Raw genomic sequence first — 25,984 nt, 5'->3', positions numbered from 1 at the left:
AGCCTCACCATGGTTGAACTCCGCCTGCCCAAAAACAGCACGACCCGCCCCGGCAAATTCTATCCGGCGCCTGCCGAAGCCAAGCGCAAGGCCACGTTTCAGGTCTATCGCTGGTCGCCCGATGACGAGTCCAATCCGAGCCTCGACAGCTACGAGCTGGATCTCGACAAGGTCGGGCCGATGGTTCTCGATGCCCTGCTCTATATCAAGGACCATATCGACGCGACGCTGACCTTCCGCCGCTCCTGCCGCGAGGGGATCTGCGGGTCCTGCGCCATGAACATCGATGGCGAAAACACGCTGGCCTGTCTCAAGCCCATCAGCTCGATCAAGGGCACGGTCAAGATCAATCCGCTGCCGCATATGCCGGTGGTGAAGGATCTGGTGCCCAACCTGAACGGCGCTTATGCCCAGCTTGAATCCATTCAGCCCTGGCTGAAAAGCGACACCCCGCCGCCGCCCGATACCGAACGCCTGCAAAGCGTGGAAGAGCGCGAAAAGCTGGATGGCATGTGGGAGTGCATCCTGTGCTTCTGCTGCAGCACGTCCTGCCCGTCCTATTGGTGGAATGGCGACCGCTATCTCGGGCCAGCCACTCTGCTGGCCGCCAATCGCTGGATCATGGACAGCCGCGACGACCATACGGGCGAGCGATTGGAAGCGCTGGATGATTCCATGAAGCTCTATGGCTGCCGCACCATCATGAACTGCACCCAGACCTGCCCCAAGGGTCTGAACCCGGCCAAGGCCATCGCCAATATCAAGAAATTGCAGGTCGAGCGGGAATAGGCTCGACACCCTTGCAGATCAGAAAAGAAAAGGCCGGGATACTCTCCTGGCCTTTTTTATCTCCAAACGTTTATCCGACTTGGCGCGGGCTACGTTCGACATAGGGCCGCGACACAATGGCAGCGAGCAACCCACACGCCGCCGCCGCAGAAAGCCACAATGCAGGCATGGCCCTGTCCTGGGTCTGCAAGATCAGCCAAGTGCATACGACCGGGCTAAACCCGCCGATGCAGGTGGCTAGACTGTAGGCCAGGGAGAAACCCGTCGTGCGTATACGCGGCGGTACGATCTCGGTCAGCCAGACGATGGCGGCCCCGTTATAGGCACTGTAGAGTATCGCCAAAGCCAGCTCGACACTGAGCAACCTGCCGAAGCTCGGCGCAGCCACCAACCATTTCATCATCGGCCATGCCAGACACAACACGAGCGTTGTGGCGCCAATCAGCAGCTTCTTGCGCCCGATCCTGTCAGAAACCAGCCCGAAAACAGGGACCAGAACCAGATTGGCGAGCCCCGCGCAAAGTGTGACCAGCAGCGCATCCTGTCGCCCCAGATGCAGCACGCGCGTACCAAAAGCAGGGCAATAGGCGGTGATTACATAAAACGAGACCGTGCTCATCACACCGGTCAGGATACCAATCAGCCCCACATACCAGTTACGGACCAAAGACACCGCAATCTCCCAAATGCCGGGATGCGTGGCCTGAGAGGAAAAAGCCTCGGTTTCCTGCAGATTGCGCCGCAGGAATATGAGCACAGGCACGATCATACAGCCCAGCGCGAGCGGAATACGCCACCCCCAAGCCGACATGACCGGACCGCCCAGCAGGGATGTCAGGCCAAATCCGATTGCCGCGGCCAGCACGACGGCGAGCTGAATGGAGGCAGACTGGAAAGCCACGATAAAACCGCGATTTTTCTCCGTGGCGATTTCGGACAGATAGACAGAACTCGATCCCACCTCGACCCCGGCGGAAAACCCCTGGATCAGCCGCCCGAGCAACACCAGAAGCGGCGCGAGAATACCGATCCTCTTGTAACTGGGCGTCAGGGCCAGGGTCATGGTGCCAATGGCCATGAGGGTGAGCGTGAGGATAAGCCCCTTGCGCCGCCCGATACGATCAACATAGGCGCCAAGCACGAGCGCGCCCAGAGGGCGCATCACAAATCCTGCGCCAAATGTCGCAAAGGAGGCCATCATCTGGGTCTGCCCATCGGCCGATGGAAAAAATGCGTTGCCGATATCGAGCGCGTAATAGCCGAACACCATGAAATCGTACATTTCGAGCATGTTGCCGCTCGCGACCTGGCCTACGGCCTTGGCAAGACGACGGCGTGAGGACGGCTCGTTTGTCATGATGCGGGTTCGCTTCTGTCGTGATGAATGTCAGATCTGCCAGGCTGGGGGTTCCGACCGGCAGGATGAAATCCATCCTAACGACAAACAGGCATCATGCGAAATGATGCAGGCAAAGTGCAGGTATACTGCCAGTACAGGGCAGTTATCACCACGCGCACCCGGCCCTCAGCCGGGCTTGTTCGCCTCGTATTCCTTCATAAGATCAGCCAGGCCGTGCTGACGCTTCGTTTTAAGCCTCGCTGCGACCAGAATCGACTGTGCCTCCCGCACGGCGCGATCTAGTTCGGCATTGACGATCACATGATCGAATTCGCTCCAGTGCGAAATTTCGGCCAGAGCCGCGCCCATGCGCTTGTCGATTTCGGATTCCGCATCCGAAGCCCGCGAGCGCAGGCGGCGATCGAGCTCCTTCATCGAGGGGGGGAGCACGAAAAGGCTTACTACGTCGTCCGGCAGCGCCGCGCGCAGGAGCCTGTGCCCCTGCCAGTCAATATCGAACACCATGTCCCGCCCGCTGGCGAGCGCGGCCTCGACGGGCGCACGGGGTGTGCCGTAACCGCGACCGAACACCTCGGCCCATTCCAGCAATTCCCCTTTCGCGGCCATGTCGCGAAACTGGTCCATGCTGCGAAAATGGTAATGTATGCCCTCTTTCTCGCCGGGACGCGGGGCACGCGTGGTGACCGATACGGAATGGGCAAGGCTGGAATCACCCGCGCGCAGCGCATTGGCGATGGTCGATTTCCCTGCGCCGGAGGGTGCCGAAATCACGAGGCAGACGCCACGTCTTGCTATGGTCGTCATGTCACACCTCCAGTCCCACGTCATCACTCGTGCTGAGCCATAGCCGTTCGGGCAGGATTTGAAAACATGGGAGCATAGGTCCCCCCGCGCCGTGGACAGAGCGCGGCCTTTCGTCTGGCGTTCAGGGCCGCCCCTCCCCGTCATCCACTATGAGCGTCATCGTTACAAAACAGCTGTTTTTACGCCACAAAGCGCCTACACAGTTCGACACAATCAAAATGCATTCCGGTCACCACGCATCCCGGTCCTCGTCAGGAGAGATCATGCAGGTTGTCGATATGGAAAACCGCTTTGGCTGGGGTGCTTGCCCCGATGCCCCAACGCCTGATTCAGGGCGTCAATGGCTGATGGCGCAGCTTGAAGGCCCGCAAAGCCGGTCCTGGGGTTCCCTTGGCACGAGCGCCGATGGTCTGGTGGCACTGCGTACGCAGCGACAGGAAAAACTGCGTGGCAACCCATTGGTCAAACCTATTCTGCAAGCGGAGATAGCCGCCCAGCTCGAGGCTGTGCTCGATGGTGTGCAGCCCTTTCGCGAGAGGCTGGTGTGGTTCTGGTTCAATCACTTCACGGTCAGCCAGAGGCAGGATCGTACGAAAGCGGTCATCGGGGCCTATATGCGCGAGGCCATACGCCCGCATGTGACCGCACGCTTCGTCGATATGCTGACTGCCGTCATGCGTCATCCGGCCATGCTGATGTATCTCGACAATGTCGCCTCGATCGGACCGGACAGTCCCGCCGGCCTGAAGCAGCATCGCGGCCTGAATGAAAATCTGGCGCGGGAATGTCTGGAGTTGCACACGCTCTCGCCTGCCTCTGGCTACACACAGAACGACGTCACGAATTTCGCGGCAATCCTGACCGGCTGGGGCGTGGACATGAAAGCCGAGGCACCGGGATTCCGCTTCAATCGCCGCGCCCACCAACCGGGTAGCAAGACGCTGCTCGGCCAGCTTTTCCCCGAGGGCGAGGCGGGCGGCGTTGCGGCCCTGCAATTTCTGAGTACACATCCCTCAACGTACAAGCATATCGCCACGCAACTCGCCCGGCATTTCCTGACCGACACCCCGACACCTGCCCAGATCGCCCCCATCATGACAGCGTTACAGCGCAGTGGCGGCAATCTGCAGGATGCGACCCGGGCCCTTGTCGATCTGGCAGGAGCAACACCGCACGGCAGCAAACTGCGTACACCCATGGAATATGCAGCCGCCGCCCTGCGCGCCACGGGAACGATACCGGCTCTGACCAGCGCGGATACGAGCAACCCGGACGACCCTCACGCCCCTGCCATGATACTGGCGGCCGCCTGTGCCGCGATGGGTCAGCCGGTCTGGAATGCCCCCATGCCCAACGGGTGGAGCGACCTTGCCCCGGACTGGTCGGCCCCTGCCGATATGATGGCCCGAGCCGACTGGGCCTATCGTTTTGCTGGCAGGCTGACCGAACAGAACCCCGAGACCGTGGCTCAGGTCGCATTAGGCCCCCTGCTACGCCCCGCCACAAATCTGGCCATGCAACATGCCGGGTCACGGCGCGATGCTTTCACCCTGCTTTTCTCTTCGCCCGAGTTCCAGAGGCGCTGACCCATGATGCTCCGTCGTCGTTCTGCCCTTCTCGGTCTGGCCGCGAGCTGGTCTCTCGGTCGTTCCTCCCTTGCTTTTGCGGCGCCATCCGCCGTCTCGTCCGGTCAGGCTCAGGATGCGCGACTGGTCGTGATCCTGCTTCGCGGTGCGCTCGATGGCATGGCGGCTGTCACCCCCTATGGCGACCCCGGGCTCGCTGCGCTGCGCAAGGCGCTTGTCCTGCCTGAACCGGGGCAGGATAAGGGATTGCTCGATCTGGGTGGTACATTCGGGCTGCATCCTGCCCTGACGGGGCTGCACGAACTCTATGGTGCCGGTCAGATGCTTCCAGTCCATGCCGTTGCCGCCCCCTATCGCACGCGCTCTCATTTTGACGCCCAGGATTATCTTGAAAGCGGGGCGGATCATCGCCTCTCCAGTGGTTGGCTCAATCGTGCCGTTTCCTTCCTGCCGGGGCAGAGGCAGCACCCCGAGGGGCTGGGTCTGTCGCTTGGGCTCGATGTGCCCCTGTTATTGCGCGGTCCCGCCCGCATCGGCAGCTATGCCCCGGCGGGCAGCCAGCATCCCACAAACGAGCTTTACCGCCAGATTGCAAAGCTGAACGAGCATGACAGGCTGACCGGCCCGGCCTTTCACGACGGCCTTCTGACCCGTGGTTTTTCAGGCAATGCCCTGGCGCAGGGCGCCATGCAGGTCGGACGCAAGGAGGATGGTTTCACACGTCTGGCCTCGGCAGCAGGGCTCATGATGTCACGCGACGACGGGCCACGTGTCGCCGCCCTGGAAATAGGCGGATGGGACACCCATGCGGGCCAGATCGGGGCGCTCAAGGCCCCGCTTGCCCGGCTCGATCAGGGAATGACAACCCTGAGAAACAATCTGGGCGCATCCTGGTCACGCACAGTGGTGCTGGCCATGACCGAATTCGGCCGAACCGCCCGCATGAATGGCACGGGCGGGACCGATCACGGCACGGGGGCCGTGGCCTTTCTGGCGGGCGGCGCTGTGCGTGGCGGACGTGTCGCCGGAACATGGCCGGGATTGCGCCCCGGGCAGCTTTTTGAAAACCGCGATCTCGCACCGACAACCGATCTGCGCAGTGTCATAGCCGGAATTCTGTGTGCTCATATGCACCTGCCACGCACAGCGCTCGCACAGGTTTTTCCCGATGGCACACCCGATCTGATGACAGGCCTTGTAGCCTAGCAATATGCCGGGGCTGAATTGCCCCGGTGCAACAGCCAGTCTCAGGGGATGAGTTTTCGCGCCTGCAGCAGGGTAAACAGATCGGCAAAGGAACGCCGTGTATCGTGATACCCTGTAAAGCCGAATAGACGGCTTTTCGTCATGTCGGTCACACATTCCACCGGGCGGCCCAGATCTGCATCCGTATGCCACGGCGAGGCCAGACGGGTCAGGTCGGGCTCAACCAGATCATGCTTTTGGGCGAGCGCCGACCATACATCCTCCTTGCCGCTCATCAGGGCTTCGAGCGACGTTGCCTCACCGGGATAGGGCGCCGCCTCGATGCCAAACCAGTTGGCCAGCTCACCCCACAGGCTCGACCAGCGAAACACGTCGCCATTGACCACATTGAAAGCCTGGTTACGCCCGGCCGGGTTTGTCGAGGCCCAGTGAATCTGGCTCGCAAGCTGCCTTGCATCCGTGACATCGGTGAGCGCGTTCCACTGGGTCGGGGAGCCGGGAAACACGAAGGGCATCCCCGTCTCGCGGCACAGCGAGGCATAGACGGCGAGCGTGGTGCCCATATTCATCAGATTGCCAATGGCAAAGCCGATTACCGTATGAGGGCGATGCACCGACCACGTGAAGTTGAGGCTGCGCGATGCCTCAAACAGCACGTCTTCCTGCGCGTAATAGAAATTCTCGACATCCAGTCGCCCCATGCTTTCGCGGAAAGGGGTGACCGGTGGTGCGCCTTTGGCGTAGGCGTCGAATGGCCCGAGATAATGCTTGAGCCCGGTAACAAGCGCTGCATGGACAAGGGCTTCCGGCCTGGGGAGCGCCTCAAACACATTGCGTAGCATGGCGGCATTGGCGATGCAGTTTTCACGCTCGGTTTCGCGTCGCGTCCACGTGGTGAAGAACACATGGCTTGGCGCGATATCTGCCAGCGCCGCCTTCAGCCCCTGCGGGTCGAGCGTGTCGGCCTTGACCGGCAACACCGTGGCGGGAAGCGCCTCGACACGACGGGCAAGGCCATAAACGGTCCAGCCTTCGGCCACCAGACGATTGGCAAGATTTTGCCCGACCAGACCGGTCGCACCGATGATGAGGGCAGTATGGGTCATCAGAAATTCTCCAGCGTCGTTCCTGTCTTTGCGAAGCTGGGGCGAGGGAATAAAAAACACAATCCGGCACCTTTTTGTGCCCTGGTTACCTGAAGGGCTCCATGACCGACCCCACCCCGTCTCCTGATCTGCTGGCAGGCTACCGTCAGGCCCCGTTTGCCGAGGATTGCGCCCCACGACGCCTGCTCAAGCTGTTTTCAGGCAAATGGGTGACCATGATCCTGCATGCCCTGCACATGTCCGGGGGGTCAGCCCGCCCCGGCGCCCTGCAACGCAACCTGCCCGGCTTGTCGAAAAAGATGATGACCCAGACGCTACGCGATCTTCAGACGGCCGGTCTGGTCGAACGGGTCGTAATCCAGACCATGCCACCCAATGTGGAATACAGGCTGACCGCGCTTGGCCAGCGCTTTATCGAACCGCTGGAAATGCTTTATTGCTGGGGTGTCCGTCATGCGGATCTCCTGCAGCAACTTGGCCAGCAACCCGACTGACCAGCGCCCGAGTGATCCGCATCCGAGTGATCAGCGTCCCACGAGCGCTTTCATGCTGGCGGGATAACGTTCACCCACAACGTCGATCTGCGTCAGCGCCTCGTCGATCGCCTGCAATTCATCGGAGCCAAGTGCCAGTGTCGCGCCGCCAAGATTTTCCTCCAGACGCGACAGGCGACGCGTACCGGGAATGGGTACGATCCAGGGTTTGCGGGCCAGAAGCCAGGCAAGCGCAATCTGCGCCGGGGTGGCCTGACGCTGCGCCGCAATGGCTTCAAGCTGCGTGACCAGCGCCTTATTGGCCTGCAACGCCTCCGGAGCAAAACGTGGCACAATCTTGCGGAAATCCTGATCGCTGAACTGTGTGCTCGTGTCGATCTTGCCCGTCAGGAAGCCCTTGCCCAGCGGGCTGAAAGGGACGAACCCGATGCCAAGTTCTTCCAGCAGCGGCAGGATTTCCTGTTCGGGCTCGCGCCACCAGAGCGAATATTCGCTTTGCAGGGCAGCGACTGGCTGCACCGCGTGAGCCTTGCGAATGGACGCCGCACCCGCTTCAGACAGGCCGAAATGGCGGATTTTACCCTCCCATATGAGTTCCTTGACCGTCCCAGCTACATCCTCCATCGGCACATCAGGATCGACACGATGCTGATAGAACAGATCGATCACATCGGTACGCAGGCGCCTGAGCGCGTCCTCGGCAACCTGACGGATGCGAGCCGGATGACTGTCGAGCCCATCGCCCGGCCGGCCATTGCGAAAGCCGAATTTCGTGGCAATCACCACATCCTTGCGGAAAGGCGCGAGCGCCTCGCCCAGCAGGCTCTCATTGGTGCCGGGGCCATAAGCCTCGGCGGTGTCGAAAAACGTGACCCCGCGCTCATAGGCACCGCGCAGGAAGGTGATGGCGCTCTCATGATCTTCGGCGGGACCATAACCGAAACTCAGCCCCATGCACCCCAGACCAAGGGCAGAAACCTCGAGTCCGCTTTTTCCCAAAACCCGCTTTTCCATGTTCCGGTCTCTTTCCGATGATAATGATGTGTGTGGGGACCTGTTCAGCCCTCAACCTCAATCGGCGCGGCGGTATTGTTCGTCGCTCACCTTATCCAGCCATCGGGTGGAAACACCCTCGACGCTCTCGGTAATCGCGACATGGCTCATCGCGCATAGCGCCGAGGCACCGTGCCAGTGTTTCTCATCGGGCTCGAAAAACACGATATCGCCGGGACGCACTTCCTCTATCGCGCCGCCGTCGCGCTGCACCCAGCCCAGCCCGGAAAGCACCAGAATGGTCTGTCCCTTGGGGTGCGTATGCCAGGCCGTACGGGCACCGGGCTCGAAAGTGACCGTTGCACAAGCCAGTGCACCACTTCCCGAAAAAGGCGCGTCCACACGCACCCTGCCGGTAAACCAGGCGTCATTTCCCTGCGCAGAGGCTGTGCTGCCTGAACGTGTGATCTGCATGGTGATCCCTTTCCCGAAATCCCCGGATCAGCCGCCTTGCGGGCGCGACGGGGCGATGAGTCATAAAACCATTATCCTGCGCAAACGATTAGCGCGTATAATCGGCACGTACCTATGTTGGATTTTCATGAATGAAACGCGATGATCTGGTCGATCTGAACGCCTTTCTGGCCGTAGCGGAAGAGCAGAGCTTTACGCGTGCGGCGGCAAGGCTTGGCACGTCGCAATCGGCACTCAGCCATACGGTCAGACGGCTTGAAACCCGCCTTGGCGTGCGGCTACTGACACGCACCACGCGACGGGTCTCGGCCACCCTCGCCGGTGAAAGGTTACTCCAGACCCTTGTCCCTGCGCTTGACAGTATCAGCGACGAAATCGCTGCCATCAGTGAATTGTCCGAGCGCCCCTCAGGCACGATCCGGCTCACGACCTCCGACCATGCCGCCCGAATCCTGATCTGGCCCGCATTGCGGCGCCTGCTGCCCGACTACCCGGAGATACAGGTCGAACTCGCCATCGATTCAGGCCTGACCGACATCGTGGCCGAGCGCTTCGATGCGGGCGTGCGGCTGGAAGAAACCATCGCACGTGACATGATTGCGGTGCCGATCGGGCCACCGTTGCGCATGGCCGTCGTGGGCGCCCCTGTTTATTTCGCGCATCAGGCGCCTCCCCGGCTGCCGCAGGATCTGTCGCAGCATCAATGCCTGAAACTGCGCATGGCCAGCTCGGGGGCAATCTACGCCTGGGAGCTGGAAAAAGGGCGACGCAGCCTGCGTGTTCGCCCCGAGGGGCCCCTGACATTCAACAATGCTCCCATGCTGCTCGAAGCTGCTCGAGACGGGTTTGGCCTTGCCTGCGTCATGGAGGATCAGATCCTTGATGATGTGGCCGCCGGGCGGCTTGTTCGCGTGCTGGAGGATTGGTGCCCCCCCTTCCCCGGCTACCATCTCTATTACCCGAGCCGCCGCAATACTTCGGCAGCCTTTCGACTGCTTGTCGAGGCCTTGCGGTATCGGGCCTGAAACAACGCCTTTCGCTCAGTATTCCTGAGCGGTCGGACGGAACAGGATTTCGTTGATATCCACCGCCTCGGGCTGGCTCATGGCAAACACCACACATTCCGCAAAGGATTCCGGCGGAATGGCGTAATTCTGGTAGAATGCCTTCATCGATTTCGCCGTATCCGGATCGGTGATGCTGTCTGTCAGCTCTGTCGCCAACGCACCGGGGGAGATGATGGTGGTGCGGATATTATAGGGTTTGACCTCCTGCCTCAGCCCTTCGGAAACAACACGCACCGCCGATTTGGTGGCGGAATAGACCGCCCCGCCCGGCCCGACCTTATGCCCCGCCACTGAAGACACATTGATGATATGGCCGCTCTTCTGCTTCTGCATCTGCGGCAGAACAGCGGCGATGCCATAAAGCGTGCCCTTGAGATTGACATCGATCATGCGATCCCAATCCTCGATGCGGCGCTTTTCAAGCGGCGAATGGGGCATCAGTCCGGCATTGTTGATCAGCACATCCACACGCCCATGCAGCGCGATGGCGTGATCGACCAGAGCCTGCACTTCGGCGCTGCGGCTGACATCGGTTTTCTTGACAGCATCACGCCCGATGGAAAGGGAATCCGCCAGGGCTTCAAGCCTGTCGAGACGCCGAGCCCCCAGAACGATTTTGGCCCCTTCTGCAGCAAGACGGCGCGCGACTGCCTCGCCCAGCCCGCTGCTCGCCCCGGTGATAACCACCACTTTTCCTGAAACCGGCTGGTTCATCGTGTCGTCTCCTTTTTGTCCTCAAAGACCTGTCGTGCAATGCCAAGCGCCGTCGAGGCCGTGGGCCAGCCGGAGTAAAAGGCCAGATGCGTGATGATCTCGATGATTTCGCTCTCGGTCACGCCGGTATCGAGCGCCTTGCGCAGGTGAAATCCCAGCTCATTGCCGCGATAAAGCGCAATCAGGCAGGTAATGGTAACCATGCAGCGATCGCGCGGCGTCAGCCCGGGACGGGCCCACACATCGTCAAAAAGGACGCGATCGGTATAGCGTGCGAGATCGGGGGCGATATCGCCGAAAGCCTTTCGCGCTGTCGTGGAATGCAGGGATGTCTGATCAAGCTCGGCCATATTCAGGGCTCTCCTCGCTTTTCATTCTGTCTGGCGAGAAGACTAGCCCCTGAATGCGATGCAGGATTAGAGCATGAATTATTCTAGGACCTATATGCAGCATTCATGAAACGAATGTATTCCGGGATATTATCGGGGTTGGTTCGGGGGCATTTTCAGCAGAGTCTTATGCGCTTTTACCGGACAGATGCGACATCGACAGGCCTGCCGGTTTGCAGCGAGAGCGCTGCGGCCTCTGCCAATCTCTGCGCTTCCACACCATCACACAACGTGGCAAGCGGTGGGCGGCCTTGCACAATCATGTCACGAAACGCCTCCATCTCCGCACGATAGGCCTGCGCAAAACGCGCGATGAAATCGCTCATGGGGCCAGAAGACGTGAAACCACGCGCATCGGCACTGACAAGATGATGGGCGGGGTGATTGGCCACATAGAAAACCCGCTCCGCGCAAACAGCTTCAAGGCGTTGATCGTAGCCGAACGCCGCATAACGGGCGTTGATCATCTGGACCAGAGACCCGCTTTCCGAGCGCAGCGTCATCATGGCGGTATCGATATCGCCAGCCTCGCCGATTTCGGGTGCGATCAGACAGTTTCCGGTAGCGAAAACACTCGTGATTTCCTCACCCAGAAGAAAACGCGTCATATCGAAATCATGGATCGCCTGATCGCGAAACAACCCGCCTGAGGATTTGACGTAGCTCACAGGCGGCGGTGACGGATCGCGCGTATGCATGACGATATGCTGCACCTTTCCCGAACGTCCCGAGCGGATTTCCTCTCTGACCTGCATGAAATCGGGGTCATAACGACGCTGAAAACCCAGCATGATTCGTGTGTTTGTACGGGAAAACGCTTCCGCCACATCCACGACCTGTCTGAAGTCCAGACTGATCGGCTTTTCGCAGAAAACCGGCTTACCTGTGCCAGCCGCCCGGCGCAGCAGGGACGCGTGTGTGTCGGTCGGGCTGGCAATGAGATAGGCGTCGATGTCAGGATCCGAAAAAATCGACTCCGCATCATCAAGGCGCGCCTGACTGCGCGTCAGCAGGTCTTCACGCGCTGGAGACGCAACCGGATCGGCGATAGCGACAAGCTTCATATCGGGCATGGTCATGAGATTGCGGGCATGCACCTGACCGATACGACCTGCGCCGAATAGAGCGAGACGTGTCATGATATCTCTCCAGAAATGGCTGTCACCGTGTCTCGCGACCGGCAATACGGACACGGTCCATGGTTTCCATGGCCATGAAAGAAGCAGAGAGCGGCCTGATCGGCGACTCTCTGAGCCCCTGACCGATACACCAGGCCATATGCTCGGCCTGATAATGCAGCCCGTCATAGGAGGAGCAGGGCTCTTCGAAGACCAGACGCGTTTTCAGATCATTGGCAGTGACCGTGAAAGGCCCGGGCGTATAGAATTTTCCCGGCAGGGTAATCATGCCACGACGCCCGCCAATCGTGGCTTCACACGGCGTATGCGACAGAAGCGTCGTATGAAGTACGGCCTGTGCCCCGCTCTCGTAGTGCAGCACCATACCGGTCTGGCCATCCACGCCGCTTGCCGCCGGAACGGACTGCGCCACTACATGATCCGGGCGCCCCAGAACGCCTGTTGCGAGACCCACGACATAGGTTCCCAGATCGAGCATCGGACCACCGCCGAGATCGGCACGCATGATACGATGATCGGGAGGAAAGAATTCGCCGTGATCGGCCAGAACGGTCGTGATGTCACCAATAAGGCCATCGGCCAGTGTTTTGCGCAGCACGGAAAACTTGGGCAGAAAATCCGTCCAGTATGCCTCCATCAGAAAAACGTCGTGTTTTCTGGCGCATTCAATGAGATCCGCCGTTTCCTCCGCCGAAACACAGATCGGCTTTTCCACCAGTACGGGCTTGCCCGCTTCCAGCCCATGTCTGGCCATTGCTGCATGAAACGGATGGGGCGTGGCGATATAAAGCGCGTCGATTTCCGGATGAGCGCTCATGGCGCCATCGAATGCATGGGGAATATCGAATTGCCGTGCGAAAGCCGCTGCACGGTCGCCATTACGGGATTCAATACCGACGATTTTCTGTCGGGTAAACCGCTGCACCGAACGCACGAACCGCTCGGCAATCCAGCCAGGTCCGACCACACCCCATCGTAATGAGGGCACCGATGCAGGATCGAGACGATCTGCGTCAGGCAGGCGGGAAGGAAACGTCATCCGTGTCTTCCTAGTAAAAGAGGGAGCATAAAGGCGGGGGAGCACGAAAATCCGATGTCACCCCGCACATGAGACGATATGATTTCCCTGCAACCGTTATCCGGCTGACAGGTCTGGCGAAGCCCGGACAAGGCACTCGCCGTGCGGCAGTGTCTCCCACCGTCTCGTCTGAAGCGATGCCTCCATCGCATCCATGATCTGCTGATTGCGCAGGCCGAAACCGAATGACGGAAAACAATCCCCATTGGACATGATGCCCGTGATGAGGTCGTGCACTTCGATGACTTTCACATCGAAATATCCCAGTCCGCCTCCGCCGAAATCGAAGCCGAAAAAGGCAGAAAACTGCGGCACCTGACTCCCGACGAGCAGCGTGCGAAAACCACGATCCGCCTTGTCGTCACCGAAACGGAAGAGCTTGAGCTCGTTGAAGCGCTCCCCATCCATGATGAGTGTGCCTTCAGTGCCTGAAACCTCCCAGTACACACCGAAAATCTTGCCTGCCGCAATGCGCGAGGCTTCTATCGTACCACCTGCGCCGTTTGCGAACTGGACCAGTGCCTGAATCTGGTCTTCATTTTCGACATCTGCCCAGATGGCGTCCTTACCGACAGTGGCACCATAACCGGACCCCCCGTCGGGGACCGGCCTTTGTTTGAAAGCCGTCTGGCTTTGGGCAATCGTAGCTGTCACATCGCCCATGAGGTACTGACCAACAGCGATGACATGCGAGCCGAGATCGCCCAATGCGCCAGATCCGGCTTCGGCACGCTTGAGACGCCATGAAAAAGGCAAAGACGGATCGTTATAAAATCCCTGATCGAACCAGGCACGAAACCGCGTGGGTCGTCCGATATCGCCACGCGCGATGATCTGCTTGGCATAGAGGGCTGCGGGGGTCTTGACGTTGTTGAACGCCACCATGGTTTTGACGCCTGCCTTTTCGGCAGCGCGCGTCATCTCTGCGGCATCTTCAGCACTCAGAGCGAGTGGCTTTTCGCAATAGACATGCTTGCCCGCAGCAATGGCCGCCAGTGCCATTTCCTTGTGAAACAGGTTGGGCGAGGTGATATCTACCACATCGATTGCAGGATCGTTGACGAGAATACGCCAGTCTCCTGTCGAGCGTTCAAAACCGAAACGACGCGCCGCTTTTTCAGCCAGTTCCGGTGTTGCATCGGCCAGCATGGACAAACGGGGGAGCGCTGGAAGATCGCGATACAGCATGGCGGCACGCCGATAGGCATCCGCATGAGCCTGCCCCATGAAGCCCGAACCGATCAGTCCGATATTGAGATACTTTTGGGTCATGTCGGCATTCCTCAAACGGTCGTCAGAGCGTGGGTGAAACAGGCCTCGATCACGTCGCGCCCGCGCTTTACTGCGGCCAGAGGCGGTGCCATGACAGGGTCCTGCTCCGCTTCGACCACCATCCAGCCCTGATAGCCGCTTTGGCGCACGAAACCGGCCAGAGGGGTGAAATCGATGCAGCCATCGCCCGGCACAGTGAACATCCCCGCACGCACGGCGGCATTGAAGCTCATATCCTGCCCGCGCACGCGCTCCAGTATGGCGGGGCGCACGTCTTTCAGATGGATATGACAGATGCGATCGCCATAACGGTCGATCAGCCGTTGATAATCAAACCCGGCGGCCATGGCGTGACCCGTGTCGAGCAGCAGGCCTACATCGCTGGAGAGGGCATCGAAGATCTGGCAGATCTCCTGAAAATTCTCGGCCACCATCATGAGATGATGGTGATAGGCCAACCTGATGCCGTAGCGCGTACGCAGCCATGCATCGAAAGCACTGAGGCGCGTGGCATAGGCTCTCATGGCGTCGCGCGTCAGCACCATACGCCGTGACATGGGCTCATCCAGCGGTGCGGGAGAGGGCGTCATGGCACCGCATTCGCCATAGACCATCACCTTGCAGGACATCGCACGCAGAAGCTGCACATGGCTTGCGACGTCCTCGATTTCTTCCTCCACCGAACGCTCTGCGAGACGCCCAGAATACCAGCCCGACGCCAGAGACAGATCATGGGCGGCGAGCATAGGGGCAAGATCCTCGGCATTTCGCGGATATTTCCGCCCCAGCTCCGTTCCCTCATACCCGGCGGCGGCGATCTCGCTCAGGCATCGGTCCAGCGGCGTGTCGTCACCCAGATCCTCAAGCACGTCATTGGTCCAGGAGAGTGGGCTGCATCCCAGCCTCACACCTCGCGGCAGCCCCGTAATTCTGTCTGTCGGTCCCATGATCCATCCCTTGATGATCCGCCATTCCATGACGGGTGGTCATTCGCCGTGGCCCGTCATGGAAAGCAGCGATTGATGCATTCAGGCTAGGGCGCGCAGGCTGAGGCGACACGCAGAGATTTGATGTGTTCGCATCATGAATGTGAGATAAATCACATAATCACCATCACATTCTCGTTGGAGAATCCATGTCCCAGCGTGCCACTATTCAGGATATCGCCCGCTATTCAGGGGTTTCGACTGCGACGGTCGATCGTGTCATCAACGGGCGTGGCGGCGTACGACTCGATAAGGAACGCGTGGTGCTCAAGGCCGCACGGGAGCTGGGAGACGGGCGCAAGCTTGTTGCCCTCCACGCGCGACTGGCGCGTATTGCCGTTGTCACACAGCCACCCGGCAATCCGTTTCATGCGGCCTTGCAGGATGCCTTTCGTCAGATCATGCCAGCCTATCGCGAACAGAACATTGCCTGTTTCGAGCATCATGCCGCAATCGGGGATCCGGCGCGGGCAGCGACGCTCATTGCCAGCCTGTCACGCGACTATGATGGTCTGATTCTGTGCCTGCCCGATCATCCTGCCATTCGTCAGGCTGTTACCATTGCAGGCGGGAAACTGCCCATCATTACCATCGCTTCGGACATCACGGCACCGGAACGGCTCGCCTATATCGGGTCAGACAACTATCGTGCCGGGCGTATTGCCGCAGACATGATGGGCCGTCTGCTTGGCCCGCGTGAGGGACGCGTGGCCCTCATTGCGGGGACGATGCATTATATCGGGCATCAGCAACGCTATGCCGGCTTTATGAAGGCGCTGGACGAGCGCTATCATGCGCTTCAGGCCACGCCAGCCCTAGAATGCCATGAAAATGATGACCGTGCTGCTGATGTCATCCATGAACTCCTACAGGCACACAGGGATATCATAGGCATCTATCATTTCTCGACCGGGGCCGACGCCATTGCGCGCCTGCTCGAAAAACAGGGCATGGCCGACAGGCTGGTTTTCATCACCCACGAACTGACACCCCATCGTGCCACGTTACTGCGCTCAGGCACGATCGACATTGTGCTCGACCAGAACCCCATGCTTGAGGCGCGCACGGCACTTTCCACGCTCAGCCACTATTTGGGGCGCTGCACTACCCCCCTCGACGGCCCCATTATTCCGCTATCGGTTCATACGCGCGAGACCGTCTGAGCATCTCCCTGAACCTGCCCGCTGGAGCCCCCTCTTCCTGTTCTCGGAAGCCAGGATCATCACCCTTTGGTTGTCAGGGACGTGACCGTGCCGGGAAACTCTCCGTATCAAAGCGCCGTAACGCCTTGATTGTCGCATCGTCCAGCGTCTGCTCCCGCCCCGCAAACCGGCCAGTGATGAAGTGTACGAGAGCGGCAATTTGATGATCGGTGAGATCGTGACGAAACGCCGGCATGAAGGCAACGCCTTCAGCACCCTGGCGATGCACGCCGGCCAGAATGGTCATGACGAGATTATTGGGCCGGTCGGATAACACGGCTCGGCTCTGCGTGAGCGATGGATAATAATCATCACCTGCCCCGCTCCCGTCGAGTTGATGACATGCCGCGCAGGCAGCCATATAGAGCGCGGCACCACCTGAAATATCGTGATAATTGCGTCGATCCGCGTAAGCGGCGGGAGACGCTTCGCGTTCGCTCCGAGCGGCCGCGCGTGTCTGACGGTCTTGAGGTGAGTCAATCGAGTAAATGGGGCGTTCATGCGAGACATTGGCCGGGACCATGGCAGACGCAGAAATGCCCTGGATTGCCGCCTCTGGAACTGAGGGGCGCTTCAGCGTACGCAGATAGGCCGTGATCGCTGAGAGATCCTGAGGAGTCAGGAACCGCAGGGAATGCTCGACCGCCTCGCCCATCGGTCCTGCAGCCACCCCTTTATTGCGGACATGCCCGTCACGTAGATAGGTTTCGATGTCCTGATCCCGCCATGATGCGAGTGGTGCATTCTGCCCGGCAGCGATATCGGGGGCATACCACCCCCCGACCTGAGCCCCCCTGAGCGCATGGCCCGTGCGCGCAGCCATCATGAAGTTGCGCGGCGTATGGCAGGTTCCGCAATGAGCCACAGCCTCGACCAGATAACGCCCCCTGGCCTGTTCCTCCGTCTCGTCTTGCCGACGGGCAAAGACACGACGATCGAGATACAGCCAGTTCCAGACCCGCATCAGCCCTCGAATATTATAGGGAAAACGCAGTGACGTGACCGGCCCTGCCGCGTCTTCGATGGGCTCAATGGCGGTTTGCATATACGTATAGAGCGCGTGAATATCCTGATCCGTCATTGCCGCATAGGAATCATAGGGCATGGCCGGATAAAGAGAGACACCATTCGATGAAATACCGCCGCGAACAGCACGCGCAAACGCGGCCTCGGACCAGCGCCCGATGCCCTGGGTTTTCGATGGTGTGATATTACTCGAATAGATCACCCCCATAGGAGTCTGGATACCATATCCTCCTGCATAGGGTGCCCCGCCAGGCCGGGTGTGGCAGGCAACGCAATCCGCAGCACGAGCCAGGTAGGCACCACGATCGAGCACTGTCTGATCTGCGCTGAATGCGGGGCATATCATTGCAACACCAAGCATCATCAAGGCGCCAGAGTGCCATTGTCGTGCCCGGCGCTGTTTTCTGGGCAGCGTTTTGAAGGATTTGTCTCGCACGGCCCCATGCCGGGACTGACAATCCGCCATGACTCAGATCTCCTTCAGCATGATGGCGGCTGAGCGCAGGGACAGGGCACAACCTGTCAGGGTCGGATTAACCACTGACGCCGCCGGCATGATCCCTGTCGTGGCGATGAAAAGATTATCGTGGTCATGGCTGCGACCCTCCGCATTCACCACAGAGTTACGCGGGTCATTACCCATGATTACCGTGCCCATCGGATGATCGCGGTTTTCCCATGTCGTGAGATTCTGATCGAAAATCTCGCCACCTAGCAGGCTGAGGAAGCGGGCATAATCGTCTTTGATCACGGCCCCGGCTGCCCGGGCATAATCATTGACGTCGTAATAGATATCCATGAGTGGCAGACCATAGAAATCCCGTTTGCTGGCACTCAGTGTCATACGGTTGCCAGGCTCGGGCAGCATTTCGATATTGGAGTCCATAAAAACCCAGCGCGCCGCCATGTGCCTTATTTTCTCGTCAAGCTCCGGGCCGATAATCCCTTGTGACAGCAGGCGCTCGGTGATCTGCACATTACCGACGAAATTGCCGACTTCGTGACGGATGCAGCCATGAAAACGGCGGAAATCGCCATCGCGCCATTTGAGTACGTCGCCCTGCTGTACCGGGCCGCGGCCCGACCACATGGGTTCATCCGCGATCATCGCCAGAGAAAATGCGTTATGATCCATCAGATTTCGACCCACCATGCCCGAGGAATTACCGACGTCGGACAGGAGCATGAGACGCGGCGTTTCCAGCGCATGGGCTGCAACCATTACCTGGCGGGCCGTCAGACGGATCGATTGCTTTGCAGGCGTATAGTAATGCACCGCCGCAATGCGCTTACCATCCGGCGTCTTTTCCAGACGATAGACTGTTGCATCGCTGACAAGTCTGGCCCCGGCACGTTCGGCCTTCGTGGCGTGGCGGTCGCCGCTATACTGAGAGCCTATCGGGCAGATCGGCGAGCAGTTATTGTTCCCGACGCACGCCGGTCGATCGTCATACGGATCGGTTGCGCGCCCATTGGGCTGATAGGTGAATGGATACCCTCCCACGGCCACACGATCGCGAAAACGCTGGCTGAAATAGCTGAGCGCCTGGGGCCTTACCGGAAACGGCGCCTGACGTGGAGGGAACGCTGCGCCACTCTTACCGCTGTAATCGGCATTATCATCGCCGGAGACCCCCATCTCGATTTCGGCCTGATGATAGAACGGCTCAAGATCGTCATACGATATCGGCCAGTCGCGCCCCACGCCGTAGAGCGTCTGCAGGCGGAAATCATTGGGAAGCAGGCGCCAGCATGCCCCTCCCCAATGCCATGTGGTTCCCCCGACCATACGCAACATGCCAGGCACATAATCGACAGGGCCGTGATTGGTGATGTAGCCCGGCACAAATGAACTCGGGGCCCAGGGCTCATTTGGATAAGGCTGATTGCGATTGCCGGCATCAGTGCTCACATTCCCGCATTCCCGAAAGCTCTCGACGATCTTCCAGCGTGGTACACGGGTGCCTGCTTCGAGAATAATGACCGACTTGCCATTACGGGCGAGGTGATGAGCCGCCAGACTACCGATCACCCCCGAGCCGACCACAATCACGTCGGCGTCATAATCATGCTGTACCATCAGAATTCTGATCCATTGCTCTGGGAGACGCTCGCCCCCGCCGGACGGCCATTCGGCAGCCCGCCCTGCTGTTGCCGGTCTTTCTGCTGCCTGTCCTCAATGGGGGGTGGGGCCGCCCAGTATCCGGGGCCGCCACGCGCGTAGGTGGGAATGACTGTCACGTCGATCGTGGGGCGCCACATCAGGGCCCCTTCATAGGTGATGAATACCGGCGTACCTGTCTCGGCGCGTGGCAGCATCGGGCCGACACGCCCCAGATACCAGGCACTCACAATATCGACAGCCACAGCATGCAGCATTTCATGTGCACGGGCTTCGGAGTGCTGGTAGTCACGCCAGGTTTTTACGCCCGCCTTGCTCAGGGCTGTCGCAAGGGCGCTATAGCGGCCCGGAAACTCCCCGTCGCGCATGACGAGGCCGGACCACACCTGCCTGGCCAATGCCGGATCCAGATCATCGTGGCCTATAAGCGTGAAAGAAAGCGCGTGAAACCCGTCAGGACAGGGAACAGCCTTGCCGACAAGCGGGCTGGAACGAGCTTTGCCATACAGCACCAGCACAGGAACAAGCGCCATGCCGCACCGCAAAATACTGCGTCTTGTTGCCTCGCCCATAGCGTCATCCCATCTCCGGCACGTCGGAAAACCGGCACTGAGGCACCCCAGGCGCCGCGCATCGATCCGTTGTCCCGTCACACCTGTTTGATCGGGCCTGTATGCCCGGGACTGCTATCTAGACGGGGGGACAGGATCAAAACGATCATCATGATGATCTGATTTCATCATGACGGTGAGACGAGCGTGCGAAAATGCTGGACAAGGTCGAGATCAACAGAAGCCGCAAGAAGCGTGCCACATTGAAGGATATCGCAGCTCTGGCTGGCGTTGGAACCGCGACTGTCGAACGTGCGCTGCATAGCAGGGGCAATGTACGACCGGAAACCTGTCGGCGCATCCTGACGATCGCGCGCGATCTCGAATATTTTCCGACCCTGCCCGACCTGCATCAGGGCGTGTTGCGCATTGATGTATTACTGGTACGTCCGGAAACGCTTTTCTACGCGCGTTTGAGCCAGGCCTTCAAAACGCTGGCGGCCTCTCTGGGCAAGGATATCCAGGTGCATCGCAATTTCGTGGGCGAAGCGGATATTGCTGCTTTTGTCGCCCGTATCCGCGACGCCCCTTACAGACGCTCGGCGCTGGTCATTGCCTGTCCTTCCCATCCCGATATACTCGAAGCGCTGCATCATGTTGCCAGCGATGGGCTGCCTGTGATCCAGATCGTCACGCGCAACCTGCCCGGGCTGCCTTACGTCGGCATCGATAATCACGCGGCAGGGCGTACAGCAGCCCTGTGCCTTACGCGCAGTCTCTCGCAACGATCGGGGTCACTGCTCGCGCTTTGCCATTCCATGACCTATGCCAATCATCGCGAGCGTATAGAAGGTTTTTCCGGTTTCCTCTCCGGGCAGGCTGCGCAGCAGCACCGACTGGCTGACATTCTGTTCGATGGAGATGATCCCGACGAAGCCGCGCGCCTGCTGCATCAGGCCATCCTCGATAATCCGGACCTCATCGGTGTTTATACAGCGGGTGGCGACAACCTGCGTATCGGCGAGGTTCTGCGTCGCCACAGACAGCGCAGCCTGTGCTGGATAGGGCATGAGGTCAACCCGGTGACACGCGCATGCCTGATCGACGGCACGATGAGTTTTGCCATCGATCAGACACCCGAAACCCAGGCCGGCCTGGCACTCCACCTCAGCTTGCAGAAACTTGGTATTATTCCGGCTCTTATTGGCTTCGATCCGCCTCAATTCCGGTTGGTCACCTCTGAAAATATTGGTTAGTGACGCCGAAATATGTCGCTTCATTCTCTACCCGGCACAAGCCCGTGACACAGCACAGAATAAGGCGTTGAAAGCGGCTCGGGCCCTTCGCATGCACTGCGCATGCACTGCGCATGCAAACGATGGCAACCGAAGAAGAATCGCGACAATATTACCCGCGGCAGGGTGAAATAAAAAATTAACTATGCAATTCATCCGTCAATAATGACAGCGCTGCATGTCGCGGGTATCGTGCGCAACGTGCTGTACGACCTGCCCGCTGATCCTTTCATCGTGCGACGTTGACAGCGCGCGAGCGCTGGCAACCATCACGTCTTTCTTCAGGCCAGATTGCGCCCGCTTCGCCCCGCAAGGGCGCTGATATCTGACGAGAACGAGTAGAAACATGTTTCTGAAAAATGCGCTTGTCACCCTGCTCACTGCCACGACCCTCGCGTCACCCCCGCTCGCCATTGCTGCGACGGATACGAGCAGCCTTGCCACGGCCCAGGTGACGATGGTGCCGCAATACACTCTGGCCTGGCCGCATGCGCTCGGGCCCGTCGATATCTTCGTATCCCGTACCGCCAGCAAAGAGGGTATGACCCTCGTGCAACAGCACAATGACAGCGGCGCGGCCCGTGTGATTTCCCCCCTGCCAGGACAGGGACGTGTCTATTTCTTCATCAAACCGGTTGATGGCAAGCCGGGCCAATGGGTTGCGAACCGCATTCTGCCGCTGGATGGCGTGGCAAACTTTCGCGATATGGGCGGTTATGAAACAGCAGACCATCATCATGTGCGCTGGGGCGAATTCTACCGCTCGGCCGCGCCCGGCGGCCTGACGAGCGCTGATTATGCGCTAGTCGACACGCTGGGCATCAAAAGCGTGACCGATCTGCGCACGCAGGCGGAACAGCAGAAACAACCGACACACTGGCAGGTCAGCGGGCAGGAAAAACTACCCGCTTTCTATCCCTCGGAGAAACCCGTTCTGCCGGGTGACATGACGGACAAATCACGTCTGGCGAAGATGGATCAGACCCAGGCCAAGGCGCTGATGGAGGCATTTTACGCAAAGATGCCGGATTACTATGCGCCTGAGCTGAAGGCGCTGTTTGCCCGCCTTGTCGCGCACCAGACCCCCACCCTGACTCACTGCACCGCGGGCAAGGATCGCACTGGATTTGCCTCTGCACTCATTCTCTACGCTTTGGGTGTGCCCGAACAGACGATCCTGAGCGATTACGCCATGAGTGGTGATTTGCTTCGCGCGCATATGACGCCCAGCTTCAAGGCCGCGATGAATGACCCCAAAAACGGTGGGGCCATGGCAGCGTCGCCTGTCATGAGCGCGCTGCTCAATTCCGACCCTGCCTATCTCGAAGCCGCCTTTGCCTCGATCCGCAAGCAATATGGTTCGATCGACGCCTATCTGGCCAAGGCCCTCAATGTCGGTCCGACGCAGATCAAGGCGCTGCGCGACGCCTATCTCGACTAACCGACAGGTCTGAAGCCAATGGGCGCCGGGTTTTGGCTACAGCTGGTGGCCCGAGGCCGAGGGACCGCCCTAAGGCAGGCCCCGGACTTTCCCGTTTCGCCCGGCAGCAGAGGCGCTGCCGGCCATGATTTATCTGGACGTGCCGTCCACCAGGGTGGCGCGATAGACGGCCCCGCGAAAGCGATGTTCACGAGCCTCACGATAGGCGTCGCTTTCGTACCAGGCCATTGCAGCTGCGCGATCCGGAAATTCGAGAATGACGATGCCTTCGGGTCCTTCGCCTTCCAGACATTCCTGCGCGCCATAAAAAACGATTGGGGTGAGAGGGTGCTTGTCGATCGTTGCAGCCGCCAGACCCGAATAGATATCCATCTCGCTCTGGTCGATCAGGCGTTCCTTGGTGAAAACGATATAGACGCTCATGATGTGTATCCCTTCTGAAATGCGACAGATGATCGGGTCCTATGGACCTCAATGTCCGATATAGCGGCCCGGTCGGTGATAGGCGATCAGCACACCGCTCGTGGCCACAGCACTGAGAGCCGACAAGGCAGCCTTGTCGAGCGGTAGATAGAACGCTGAAACAGAGAGAATGACGGCATCGATTGTGATCTGCACACGCCCGGCATTGATCCCGCGCGCCTTCTGCAACCAAAGGCATATGATGCCCGTCCCTCCGACGCCCGCCTGATGGCGCGCCAGACATAATATCCCGAGCCCGATCATCGTGCCTGAAAACAGGGCGGAGAACAGCGGGTTTATGTAGGACAGGTTCATCACCAGTGGCATTTCCCCGGCGGCGAAGGTTACGCCAAAACTTGCCAGCATGGTTCTGAAGGCAAACCCCGTGCTCATGGCGCGTATGGCAAAAAGCAGGAAAGGGAAATTGATCAAGGTGAACAGATTACCCGGTGAGACAGGCACCAGATAGGACAGCAAAAGGGCGACACCGGCCATGCCTCCCGTAACCAGCCCTGCCTTGTGCAGGCACAATATGCCCATGACGATCAGGGAACACCCGATGAAAAAGGCGTAGATATCTTCTGCGAGCGAGTGCCGCAGGGCCGGTACGTGCGGCGTGGTCATTTCCGGATCTTGTCCTTGGTGCAGGGTCGGGCGGTCCGCTTTTGCAAGCAGCAGACCGCCGGGTCGATATTATTCTTCAGGAATGTGCAGGGGGCTAGTTGCCGTAGAGCGTTCCCACGGCATCATGCATCGCCAGCGCGACGGGTGCCGCATCGTAACGCCTCATGCGGACCTCGATGAAATGACCGCGTGAGGTATCCGCGTTGCAGGCGGCAAAAGCAGCCTCGAGCTCCTCGCGTGTCGAGACGGTGCTGACGGCCCAGTCGTCGCACCCCAGCGCGGCAGGCAGGAGGTGATAGCGCCACTGGGCGAGGTCATTGTAATAGGTCTCACCGTCCTTGCACAAAAGCCGCTCGATCAGATAGCCATCGTTATTGATGACAACGACCACAGGGTGTTTCCTGAAGCGACCGAACTGGCTCAGTTCCTGGGCCGTCAGCTGATGCGACCCCTCGCCTGTCACAAGGATCACCCGGCGTGACGATGCGGCCATCGCCATACCGAAAGAGGCAGGAGTCGCCCAGCCGATAGACCCCCACAGGGTCTGGTTATGATAGCTCACATCCTCTGGCAGGCGGATTTCCGCCATACCCATTGAGGCATTGCCGGTTTCGGCCGCAATGATATCACCCGGCCTGATGAGCGACTGAAGATCATGATAAAGCGTCGCGGAGGAAATGAAGGGCTCATTTCCCGCAACGGGACGCGCCTGTACAGGCAGTTCGCCCTCAAAACGCCGGATCGTGTCTGCCTGGGCACAAAGCCCATCGAGGACATCGTGCATCATCACGCCATTGATGATCTCATGACCAAAAACAACATGGTCCGGCATGATGTTGATCAGATGTTCTTCGGAGAGTTTGGCCGTAAACGCGCCGGTGTTGAAATCTGTCTGCTGCATACCGATCCCGAGCACCAGATCGCACCCTTCTACGAAATCGGCGATATTTTCATGGAGCAGATGGCCGTAATAGAGGCCGAGATAGTGCGGGGAGGTTTCTCTTACCACGCTTTTATCGGCAAACATGGTGGCGTGGGGGAGCGCCGTACGATCGAGAAAATCCTGCATGCGGGCCTGATTGCCAAAACGCGTAGCGAGAATCCCAGGGAGAACGCAGGATCGTGCGCTTTTCTCGAAACACGCAAGAATACGGGCGATGACCGTGCATAGGGCATCTGGGTTGCTCTGCTTCGGCTGCAGGGCCAGTGGCGCAGCCTGCGCCACCGGCTTGCCGGCGATATCGGACGGAACACCAAAGTAAATCGGGCATTCTTCAGCGCGCATGGCATGAATGGCACGCTCGACTTCCTGGATACAGTTTTCCGGAGTGAGAATGACGCGGGCACAGGTAAAATCGGCGGCCGCATTGTAGAAGGCCAGAAAATTACCGTTAGCCAGTGAGTGATGAACCAGCCTGTCGGAGCCCAGCACCGATGAGGCGGGCATACCAACAATATGGACAATCGGCAGACGCTCGGCAAAAGCCCCGGCGACACCGTTCAGGGCACTGAGCTCGCCTACGCCGAACGTCGTGCTCAGGGCCGCAACGCCATTTACGCGCGCGTACCCGTCAGCACTATAGGCGGCATTGAGTTCATTGCAGCTGCCCACCCAAATCATGTCATCGCGGGCACAGACGGCATCTTCAATCGGGAAGGCGTAATCACCTGCGACACCGAACACGTGGCGGATGCCCAGATCGGCAACACGGTTCAGCAGATGCTCTATGACAGTCACACTCATGGCTTGCCTCTCGTCAAACAAGAACAGGCCGGTCATACATGCTTCGCAATATATAGGATA

The 25,984-nt window shown here is 59.4% G+C and carries 25 protein-coding genes; 8 read left to right on the top strand and 17 right to left on the bottom strand.

Annotated elements, in window-relative coordinates; translation table 11 throughout:
- Positions 1 to 9: 9 nt before the first annotated feature.
- Positions 10 to 789 carry a succinate dehydrogenase iron-sulfur subunit gene (locus P5689_RS09610; RefSeq protein WP_023979649.1) on the top strand — a complete coding sequence of 260 codons (780 nt, stop codon included), beginning with the start codon at positions 10 to 12 and terminating at the stop codon, positions 787 to 789.
- 70 nt (positions 790 to 859) lie between these two features.
- On the opposite strand, the gene tcuC is transcribed toward P5689_RS09610, so the two are convergent.
- Both tcuC and gmk read right to left on the bottom strand, forming a co-directional pair.
- Positions 860 to 2,146 carry a tricarballylate/proton symporter TcuC gene (gene tcuC, locus P5689_RS09605; protein ID WP_285532985.1) on the bottom strand — a complete coding sequence of 429 codons (1,287 nt, stop codon included), beginning with the start codon at positions 2,144 to 2,146 and terminating at the stop codon, positions 860 to 862.
- A 168-nt stretch (positions 2,147 to 2,314) separates the two neighbouring features.
- Positions 2,315 to 2,953 (bottom strand): guanylate kinase, encoded by a 639-nt coding sequence (gene gmk / locus P5689_RS09600; RefSeq protein ID WP_023979648.1) that lies wholly within the window; start codon positions 2,951 to 2,953, stop codon positions 2,315 to 2,317.
- 263 nt (positions 2,954 to 3,216) lie between these two features.
- Between gmk and P5689_RS09595 the strand changes: the two genes are divergently transcribed.
- The gene (locus P5689_RS09595; RefSeq protein ID WP_285532983.1) at positions 3,217 to 4,539 is read left to right on the top strand and encodes a DUF1800 domain-containing protein; all 1,323 of its coding nucleotides are present in this window, start codon (positions 3,217 to 3,219) and stop codon (positions 4,537 to 4,539) included.
- Positions 4,540 to 4,542: 3 nt separating this feature from the next.
- On the top strand, positions 4,543 to 5,745 hold the full coding sequence (locus P5689_RS09590; protein WP_285532982.1) for a DUF1501 domain-containing protein: 1,203 nt from the start codon (positions 4,543 to 4,545) through the stop codon (positions 5,743 to 5,745).
- Between the two features lie 41 nt (positions 5,746 to 5,786).
- Here the strand turns inward: P5689_RS09590 and P5689_RS09585 are convergent, their stop codons facing one another.
- Positions 5,787 to 6,851, bottom strand: coding sequence for an SDR family oxidoreductase (locus P5689_RS09585; RefSeq protein ID WP_285532981.1), 1,065 nt, complete (start codon positions 6,849 to 6,851; stop codon positions 5,787 to 5,789).
- 101 nt (positions 6,852 to 6,952) lie between these two features.
- On the opposite strand from P5689_RS09585, the gene P5689_RS09580 reads away from it, so the two are divergent.
- Positions 6,953 to 7,345 carry a helix-turn-helix domain-containing protein gene (locus P5689_RS09580; RefSeq protein WP_285532980.1) on the top strand — a complete coding sequence of 131 codons (393 nt, stop codon included), beginning with the start codon at positions 6,953 to 6,955 and terminating at the stop codon, positions 7,343 to 7,345.
- 30 nt (positions 7,346 to 7,375) lie between these two features.
- Here the strand turns inward: P5689_RS09580 and P5689_RS09575 are convergent, their stop codons facing one another.
- Together P5689_RS09575 and P5689_RS09570 are read right to left on the bottom strand one after the other, a co-directional pair.
- Positions 7,376 to 8,359, bottom strand: a complete 984-nt coding sequence (locus P5689_RS09575) for an aldo/keto reductase (RefSeq protein WP_285532979.1) — start codon at positions 8,357 to 8,359, stop codon at positions 7,376 to 7,378.
- A 57-nt stretch (positions 8,360 to 8,416) separates the two neighbouring features.
- Complete coding sequence (locus P5689_RS09570) at positions 8,417 to 8,812, bottom strand: cupin domain-containing protein (protein WP_035443978.1); 396 nt, start codon at positions 8,810 to 8,812, stop codon at positions 8,417 to 8,419.
- 131 nt (positions 8,813 to 8,943) lie between these two features.
- Between P5689_RS09570 and P5689_RS09565 the strand changes: the two genes are divergently transcribed.
- Positions 8,944 to 9,837 carry a LysR family transcriptional regulator gene (locus P5689_RS09565; protein WP_035443979.1) on the top strand — a complete coding sequence of 298 codons (894 nt, stop codon included), beginning with the start codon at positions 8,944 to 8,946 and terminating at the stop codon, positions 9,835 to 9,837.
- A 15-nt stretch (positions 9,838 to 9,852) separates the two neighbouring features.
- On the opposite strand, the gene P5689_RS09560 is transcribed toward P5689_RS09565, so the two are convergent.
- From P5689_RS09560 to iolE, 6 genes are all read right to left on the bottom strand, one after another.
- Positions 9,853 to 10,593: an SDR family oxidoreductase gene (locus tag P5689_RS09560; protein ID WP_023979642.1), complete on the bottom strand. Its 741-nt coding sequence runs from the start codon at positions 10,591 to 10,593 to the stop codon at positions 9,853 to 9,855.
- Positions 10,590 to 10,943: a carboxymuconolactone decarboxylase family protein gene (locus P5689_RS09555; protein ID WP_023979641.1), complete on the bottom strand. Its 354-nt coding sequence runs from the start codon at positions 10,941 to 10,943 to the stop codon at positions 10,590 to 10,592. The genes P5689_RS09560 and P5689_RS09555 overlap by 4 nt, the downstream gene beginning before the upstream one ends.
- Positions 10,944 to 11,119: 176 nt before the next feature.
- Positions 11,120 to 12,121: an inositol 2-dehydrogenase gene (gene iolG, locus P5689_RS09550; protein ID WP_035443980.1), complete on the bottom strand. Its 1,002-nt coding sequence runs from the start codon at positions 12,119 to 12,121 to the stop codon at positions 11,120 to 11,122.
- Between the two features lie 22 nt (positions 12,122 to 12,143).
- Positions 12,144 to 13,160 (bottom strand): Gfo/Idh/MocA family protein, encoded by a 1,017-nt coding sequence (locus tag P5689_RS09545; protein ID WP_023979639.1) that lies wholly within the window; start codon positions 13,158 to 13,160, stop codon positions 12,144 to 12,146.
- A gap of 96 nt (positions 13,161 to 13,256) precedes the next feature.
- Complete coding sequence (locus tag P5689_RS09540; RefSeq protein ID WP_285532978.1) at positions 13,257 to 14,471, bottom strand: Gfo/Idh/MocA family oxidoreductase; 1,215 nt, start codon at positions 14,469 to 14,471, stop codon at positions 13,257 to 13,259.
- 11 nt (positions 14,472 to 14,482) lie between these two features.
- Positions 14,483 to 15,448 (bottom strand): myo-inosose-2 dehydratase, encoded by a 966-nt coding sequence (iolE, locus tag P5689_RS09535; protein WP_285532977.1) that lies wholly within the window; start codon positions 15,446 to 15,448, stop codon positions 14,483 to 14,485.
- Positions 15,449 to 15,606: 158 nt separating this feature from the next.
- On the opposite strand from iolE, the gene P5689_RS09530 reads away from it, so the two are divergent.
- A complete protein-coding gene (locus P5689_RS09530) occupies positions 15,607 to 16,620 on the top strand; it encodes a LacI family DNA-binding transcriptional regulator (protein WP_023979636.1) in 1,014 nt (337 codons plus the stop codon).
- A gap of 73 nt (positions 16,621 to 16,693) precedes the next feature.
- Here the strand turns inward: P5689_RS09530 and P5689_RS09525 are convergent, their stop codons facing one another.
- The 3 genes from P5689_RS09525 to P5689_RS09515 are packed head-to-tail and all read right to left on the bottom strand — an operon-like array spanning position 16,694 to position 20,379.
- Positions 16,694 to 18,151, bottom strand: a complete 1,458-nt coding sequence (locus P5689_RS09525) for a c-type cytochrome (RefSeq protein WP_081866706.1) — start codon at positions 18,149 to 18,151, stop codon at positions 16,694 to 16,696.
- 3 nt (positions 18,152 to 18,154) lie between these two features.
- Entirely contained in the window at positions 18,155 to 19,765 is a 1,611-nt protein-coding gene (locus P5689_RS09520) for a GMC family oxidoreductase (RefSeq protein WP_023979634.1), read from the bottom strand.
- Positions 19,765 to 20,379: a sugar dehydrogenase complex small subunit gene (locus P5689_RS09515; RefSeq protein WP_285532974.1), complete on the bottom strand. Its 615-nt coding sequence runs from the start codon at positions 20,377 to 20,379 to the stop codon at positions 19,765 to 19,767. Before P5689_RS09515 ends, P5689_RS09520 begins: the two co-directional genes overlap by 1 nt.
- Positions 20,380 to 20,573: 194 nt before the next feature.
- On the opposite strand from P5689_RS09515, the gene P5689_RS09510 reads away from it, so the two are divergent.
- Both P5689_RS09510 and P5689_RS09505 read left to right on the top strand, forming a co-directional pair.
- Complete coding sequence (locus P5689_RS09510) at positions 20,574 to 21,614, top strand: LacI family DNA-binding transcriptional regulator (RefSeq protein ID WP_051757624.1); 1,041 nt, start codon at positions 20,574 to 20,576, stop codon at positions 21,612 to 21,614.
- Between the two features lie 385 nt (positions 21,615 to 21,999).
- Positions 22,000 to 23,094 carry a tyrosine-protein phosphatase gene (locus tag P5689_RS09505; RefSeq protein ID WP_285532969.1) on the top strand — a complete coding sequence of 365 codons (1,095 nt, stop codon included), beginning with the start codon at positions 22,000 to 22,002 and terminating at the stop codon, positions 23,092 to 23,094.
- Between the two features lie 129 nt (positions 23,095 to 23,223).
- On the opposite strand, the gene P5689_RS09500 is transcribed toward P5689_RS09505, so the two are convergent.
- The 3 genes from P5689_RS09500 to P5689_RS09490 all read right to left on the bottom strand — a co-directional run bounded on the left by P5689_RS09500 (position 23,224) and on the right by P5689_RS09490 (position 25,924).
- Complete coding sequence (locus P5689_RS09500) at positions 23,224 to 23,517, bottom strand: DUF1330 domain-containing protein (protein ID WP_035443981.1); 294 nt, start codon at positions 23,515 to 23,517, stop codon at positions 23,224 to 23,226.
- A 48-nt stretch (positions 23,518 to 23,565) separates the two neighbouring features.
- Positions 23,566 to 24,180, bottom strand: a complete 615-nt coding sequence (locus tag P5689_RS09495; RefSeq protein ID WP_285532968.1) for a YitT family protein — start codon at positions 24,178 to 24,180, stop codon at positions 23,566 to 23,568.
- A 94-nt stretch (positions 24,181 to 24,274) separates the two neighbouring features.
- Positions 24,275 to 25,924, bottom strand: a complete 1,650-nt coding sequence (locus P5689_RS09490; RefSeq protein WP_285532967.1) for an alpha-keto acid decarboxylase family protein — start codon at positions 25,922 to 25,924, stop codon at positions 24,275 to 24,277.
- Positions 25,925 to 25,984 lie beyond the last annotated feature (60 nt).

Origin of the sequence: Asaia sp. HumB (assembly GCF_030263835.1) — a bacterium.
GTDB lineage: Bacteria > Pseudomonadota > Alphaproteobacteria > Acetobacterales > Acetobacteraceae > Asaia > Asaia bogorensis.
Note: the sequence above shows the minus strand (reverse complement) of the source record. Positions and strands in the feature narration are given on the sequence as shown.

Coding starts and splice junctions, on each gene's coding strand:
- P5689_RS09570 (WP_035443978.1), bottom strand. CDS start 8,812: ATGCAGATCACACGTTCAGGCAGCACAGCCTCTGCGCAGGGAAATGAC.
- P5689_RS09545 (WP_023979639.1), bottom strand. CDS start 13,160: ATGACGTTTCCTTCCCGCCTGCCTGACGCAGATCGTCTCGATCCTGCA.
- P5689_RS09500 (WP_035443981.1), bottom strand. CDS start 23,517: ATGAGCGTCTATATCGTTTTCACCAAGGAACGCCTGATCGACCAGAGC.
- P5689_RS09595 (WP_285532983.1), top strand. CDS start 3,217: ATGCAGGTTGTCGATATGGAAAACCGCTTTGGCTGGGGTGCTTGCCCC.
- P5689_RS09560 (WP_023979642.1), bottom strand. CDS start 10,593: ATGAACCAGCCGGTTTCAGGAAAAGTGGTGGTTATCACCGGGGCGAGC.
- P5689_RS09530 (WP_023979636.1), top strand. CDS start 15,607: ATGTCCCAGCGTGCCACTATTCAGGATATCGCCCGCTATTCAGGGGTT.
- P5689_RS09505 (WP_285532969.1), top strand. CDS start 22,000: ATGTTTCTGAAAAATGCGCTTGTCACCCTGCTCACTGCCACGACCCTC.
- P5689_RS09490 (WP_285532967.1), bottom strand. CDS start 25,924: ATGAGTGTGACTGTCATAGAGCATCTGCTGAACCGTGTTGCCGATCTG.
- P5689_RS09555 (WP_023979641.1), bottom strand. CDS start 10,943: ATGGCCGAGCTTGATCAGACATCCCTGCATTCCACGACAGCGCGAAAG.
- iolE (WP_285532977.1), bottom strand. CDS start 15,448: ATGGAATGGCGGATCATCAAGGGATGGATCATGGGACCGACAGACAGA.
- P5689_RS09585 (WP_285532981.1), bottom strand. CDS start 6,851: ATGACCCATACTGCCCTCATCATCGGTGCGACCGGTCTGGTCGGGCAA.
- iolG (WP_035443980.1), bottom strand. CDS start 12,121: ATGACACGTCTCGCTCTATTCGGCGCAGGTCGTATCGGTCAGGTGCAT.
- P5689_RS09520 (WP_023979634.1), bottom strand. CDS start 19,765: ATGGTACAGCATGATTATGACGCCGACGTGATTGTGGTCGGCTCGGGG.
- tcuC (WP_285532985.1), bottom strand. CDS start 2,146: ATGACAAACGAGCCGTCCTCACGCCGTCGTCTTGCCAAGGCCGTAGGC.
- P5689_RS09575 (WP_285532979.1), bottom strand. CDS start 8,359: ATGGAAAAGCGGGTTTTGGGAAAAAGCGGACTCGAGGTTTCTGCCCTT.
- P5689_RS09510 (WP_051757624.1), top strand. CDS start 20,574: ATGCTGGACAAGGTCGAGATCAACAGAAGCCGCAAGAAGCGTGCCACA.
- P5689_RS09540 (WP_285532978.1), bottom strand. CDS start 14,471: ATGACCCAAAAGTATCTCAATATCGGACTGATCGGTTCGGGCTTCATG.
- P5689_RS09525 (WP_081866706.1), bottom strand. CDS start 18,151: ATGGCGGATTGTCAGTCCCGGCATGGGGCCGTGCGAGACAAATCCTTC.
- gmk (WP_023979648.1), bottom strand. CDS start 2,953: ATGACGACCATAGCAAGACGTGGCGTCTGCCTCGTGATTTCGGCACCC.
- P5689_RS09580 (WP_285532980.1), top strand. CDS start 6,953: ATGACCGACCCCACCCCGTCTCCTGATCTGCTGGCAGGCTACCGTCAG.
- P5689_RS09515 (WP_285532974.1), bottom strand. CDS start 20,379: ATGGGCGAGGCAACAAGACGCAGTATTTTGCGGTGCGGCATGGCGCTT.
- P5689_RS09590 (WP_285532982.1), top strand. CDS start 4,543: ATGATGCTCCGTCGTCGTTCTGCCCTTCTCGGTCTGGCCGCGAGCTGG.
- P5689_RS09565 (WP_035443979.1), top strand. CDS start 8,944: ATGAAACGCGATGATCTGGTCGATCTGAACGCCTTTCTGGCCGTAGCG.
- P5689_RS09495 (WP_285532968.1), bottom strand. CDS start 24,180: ATGACCACGCCGCACGTACCGGCCCTGCGGCACTCGCTCGCAGAAGAT.
- P5689_RS09610 (WP_023979649.1), top strand. CDS start 10: ATGGTTGAACTCCGCCTGCCCAAAAACAGCACGACCCGCCCCGGCAAA.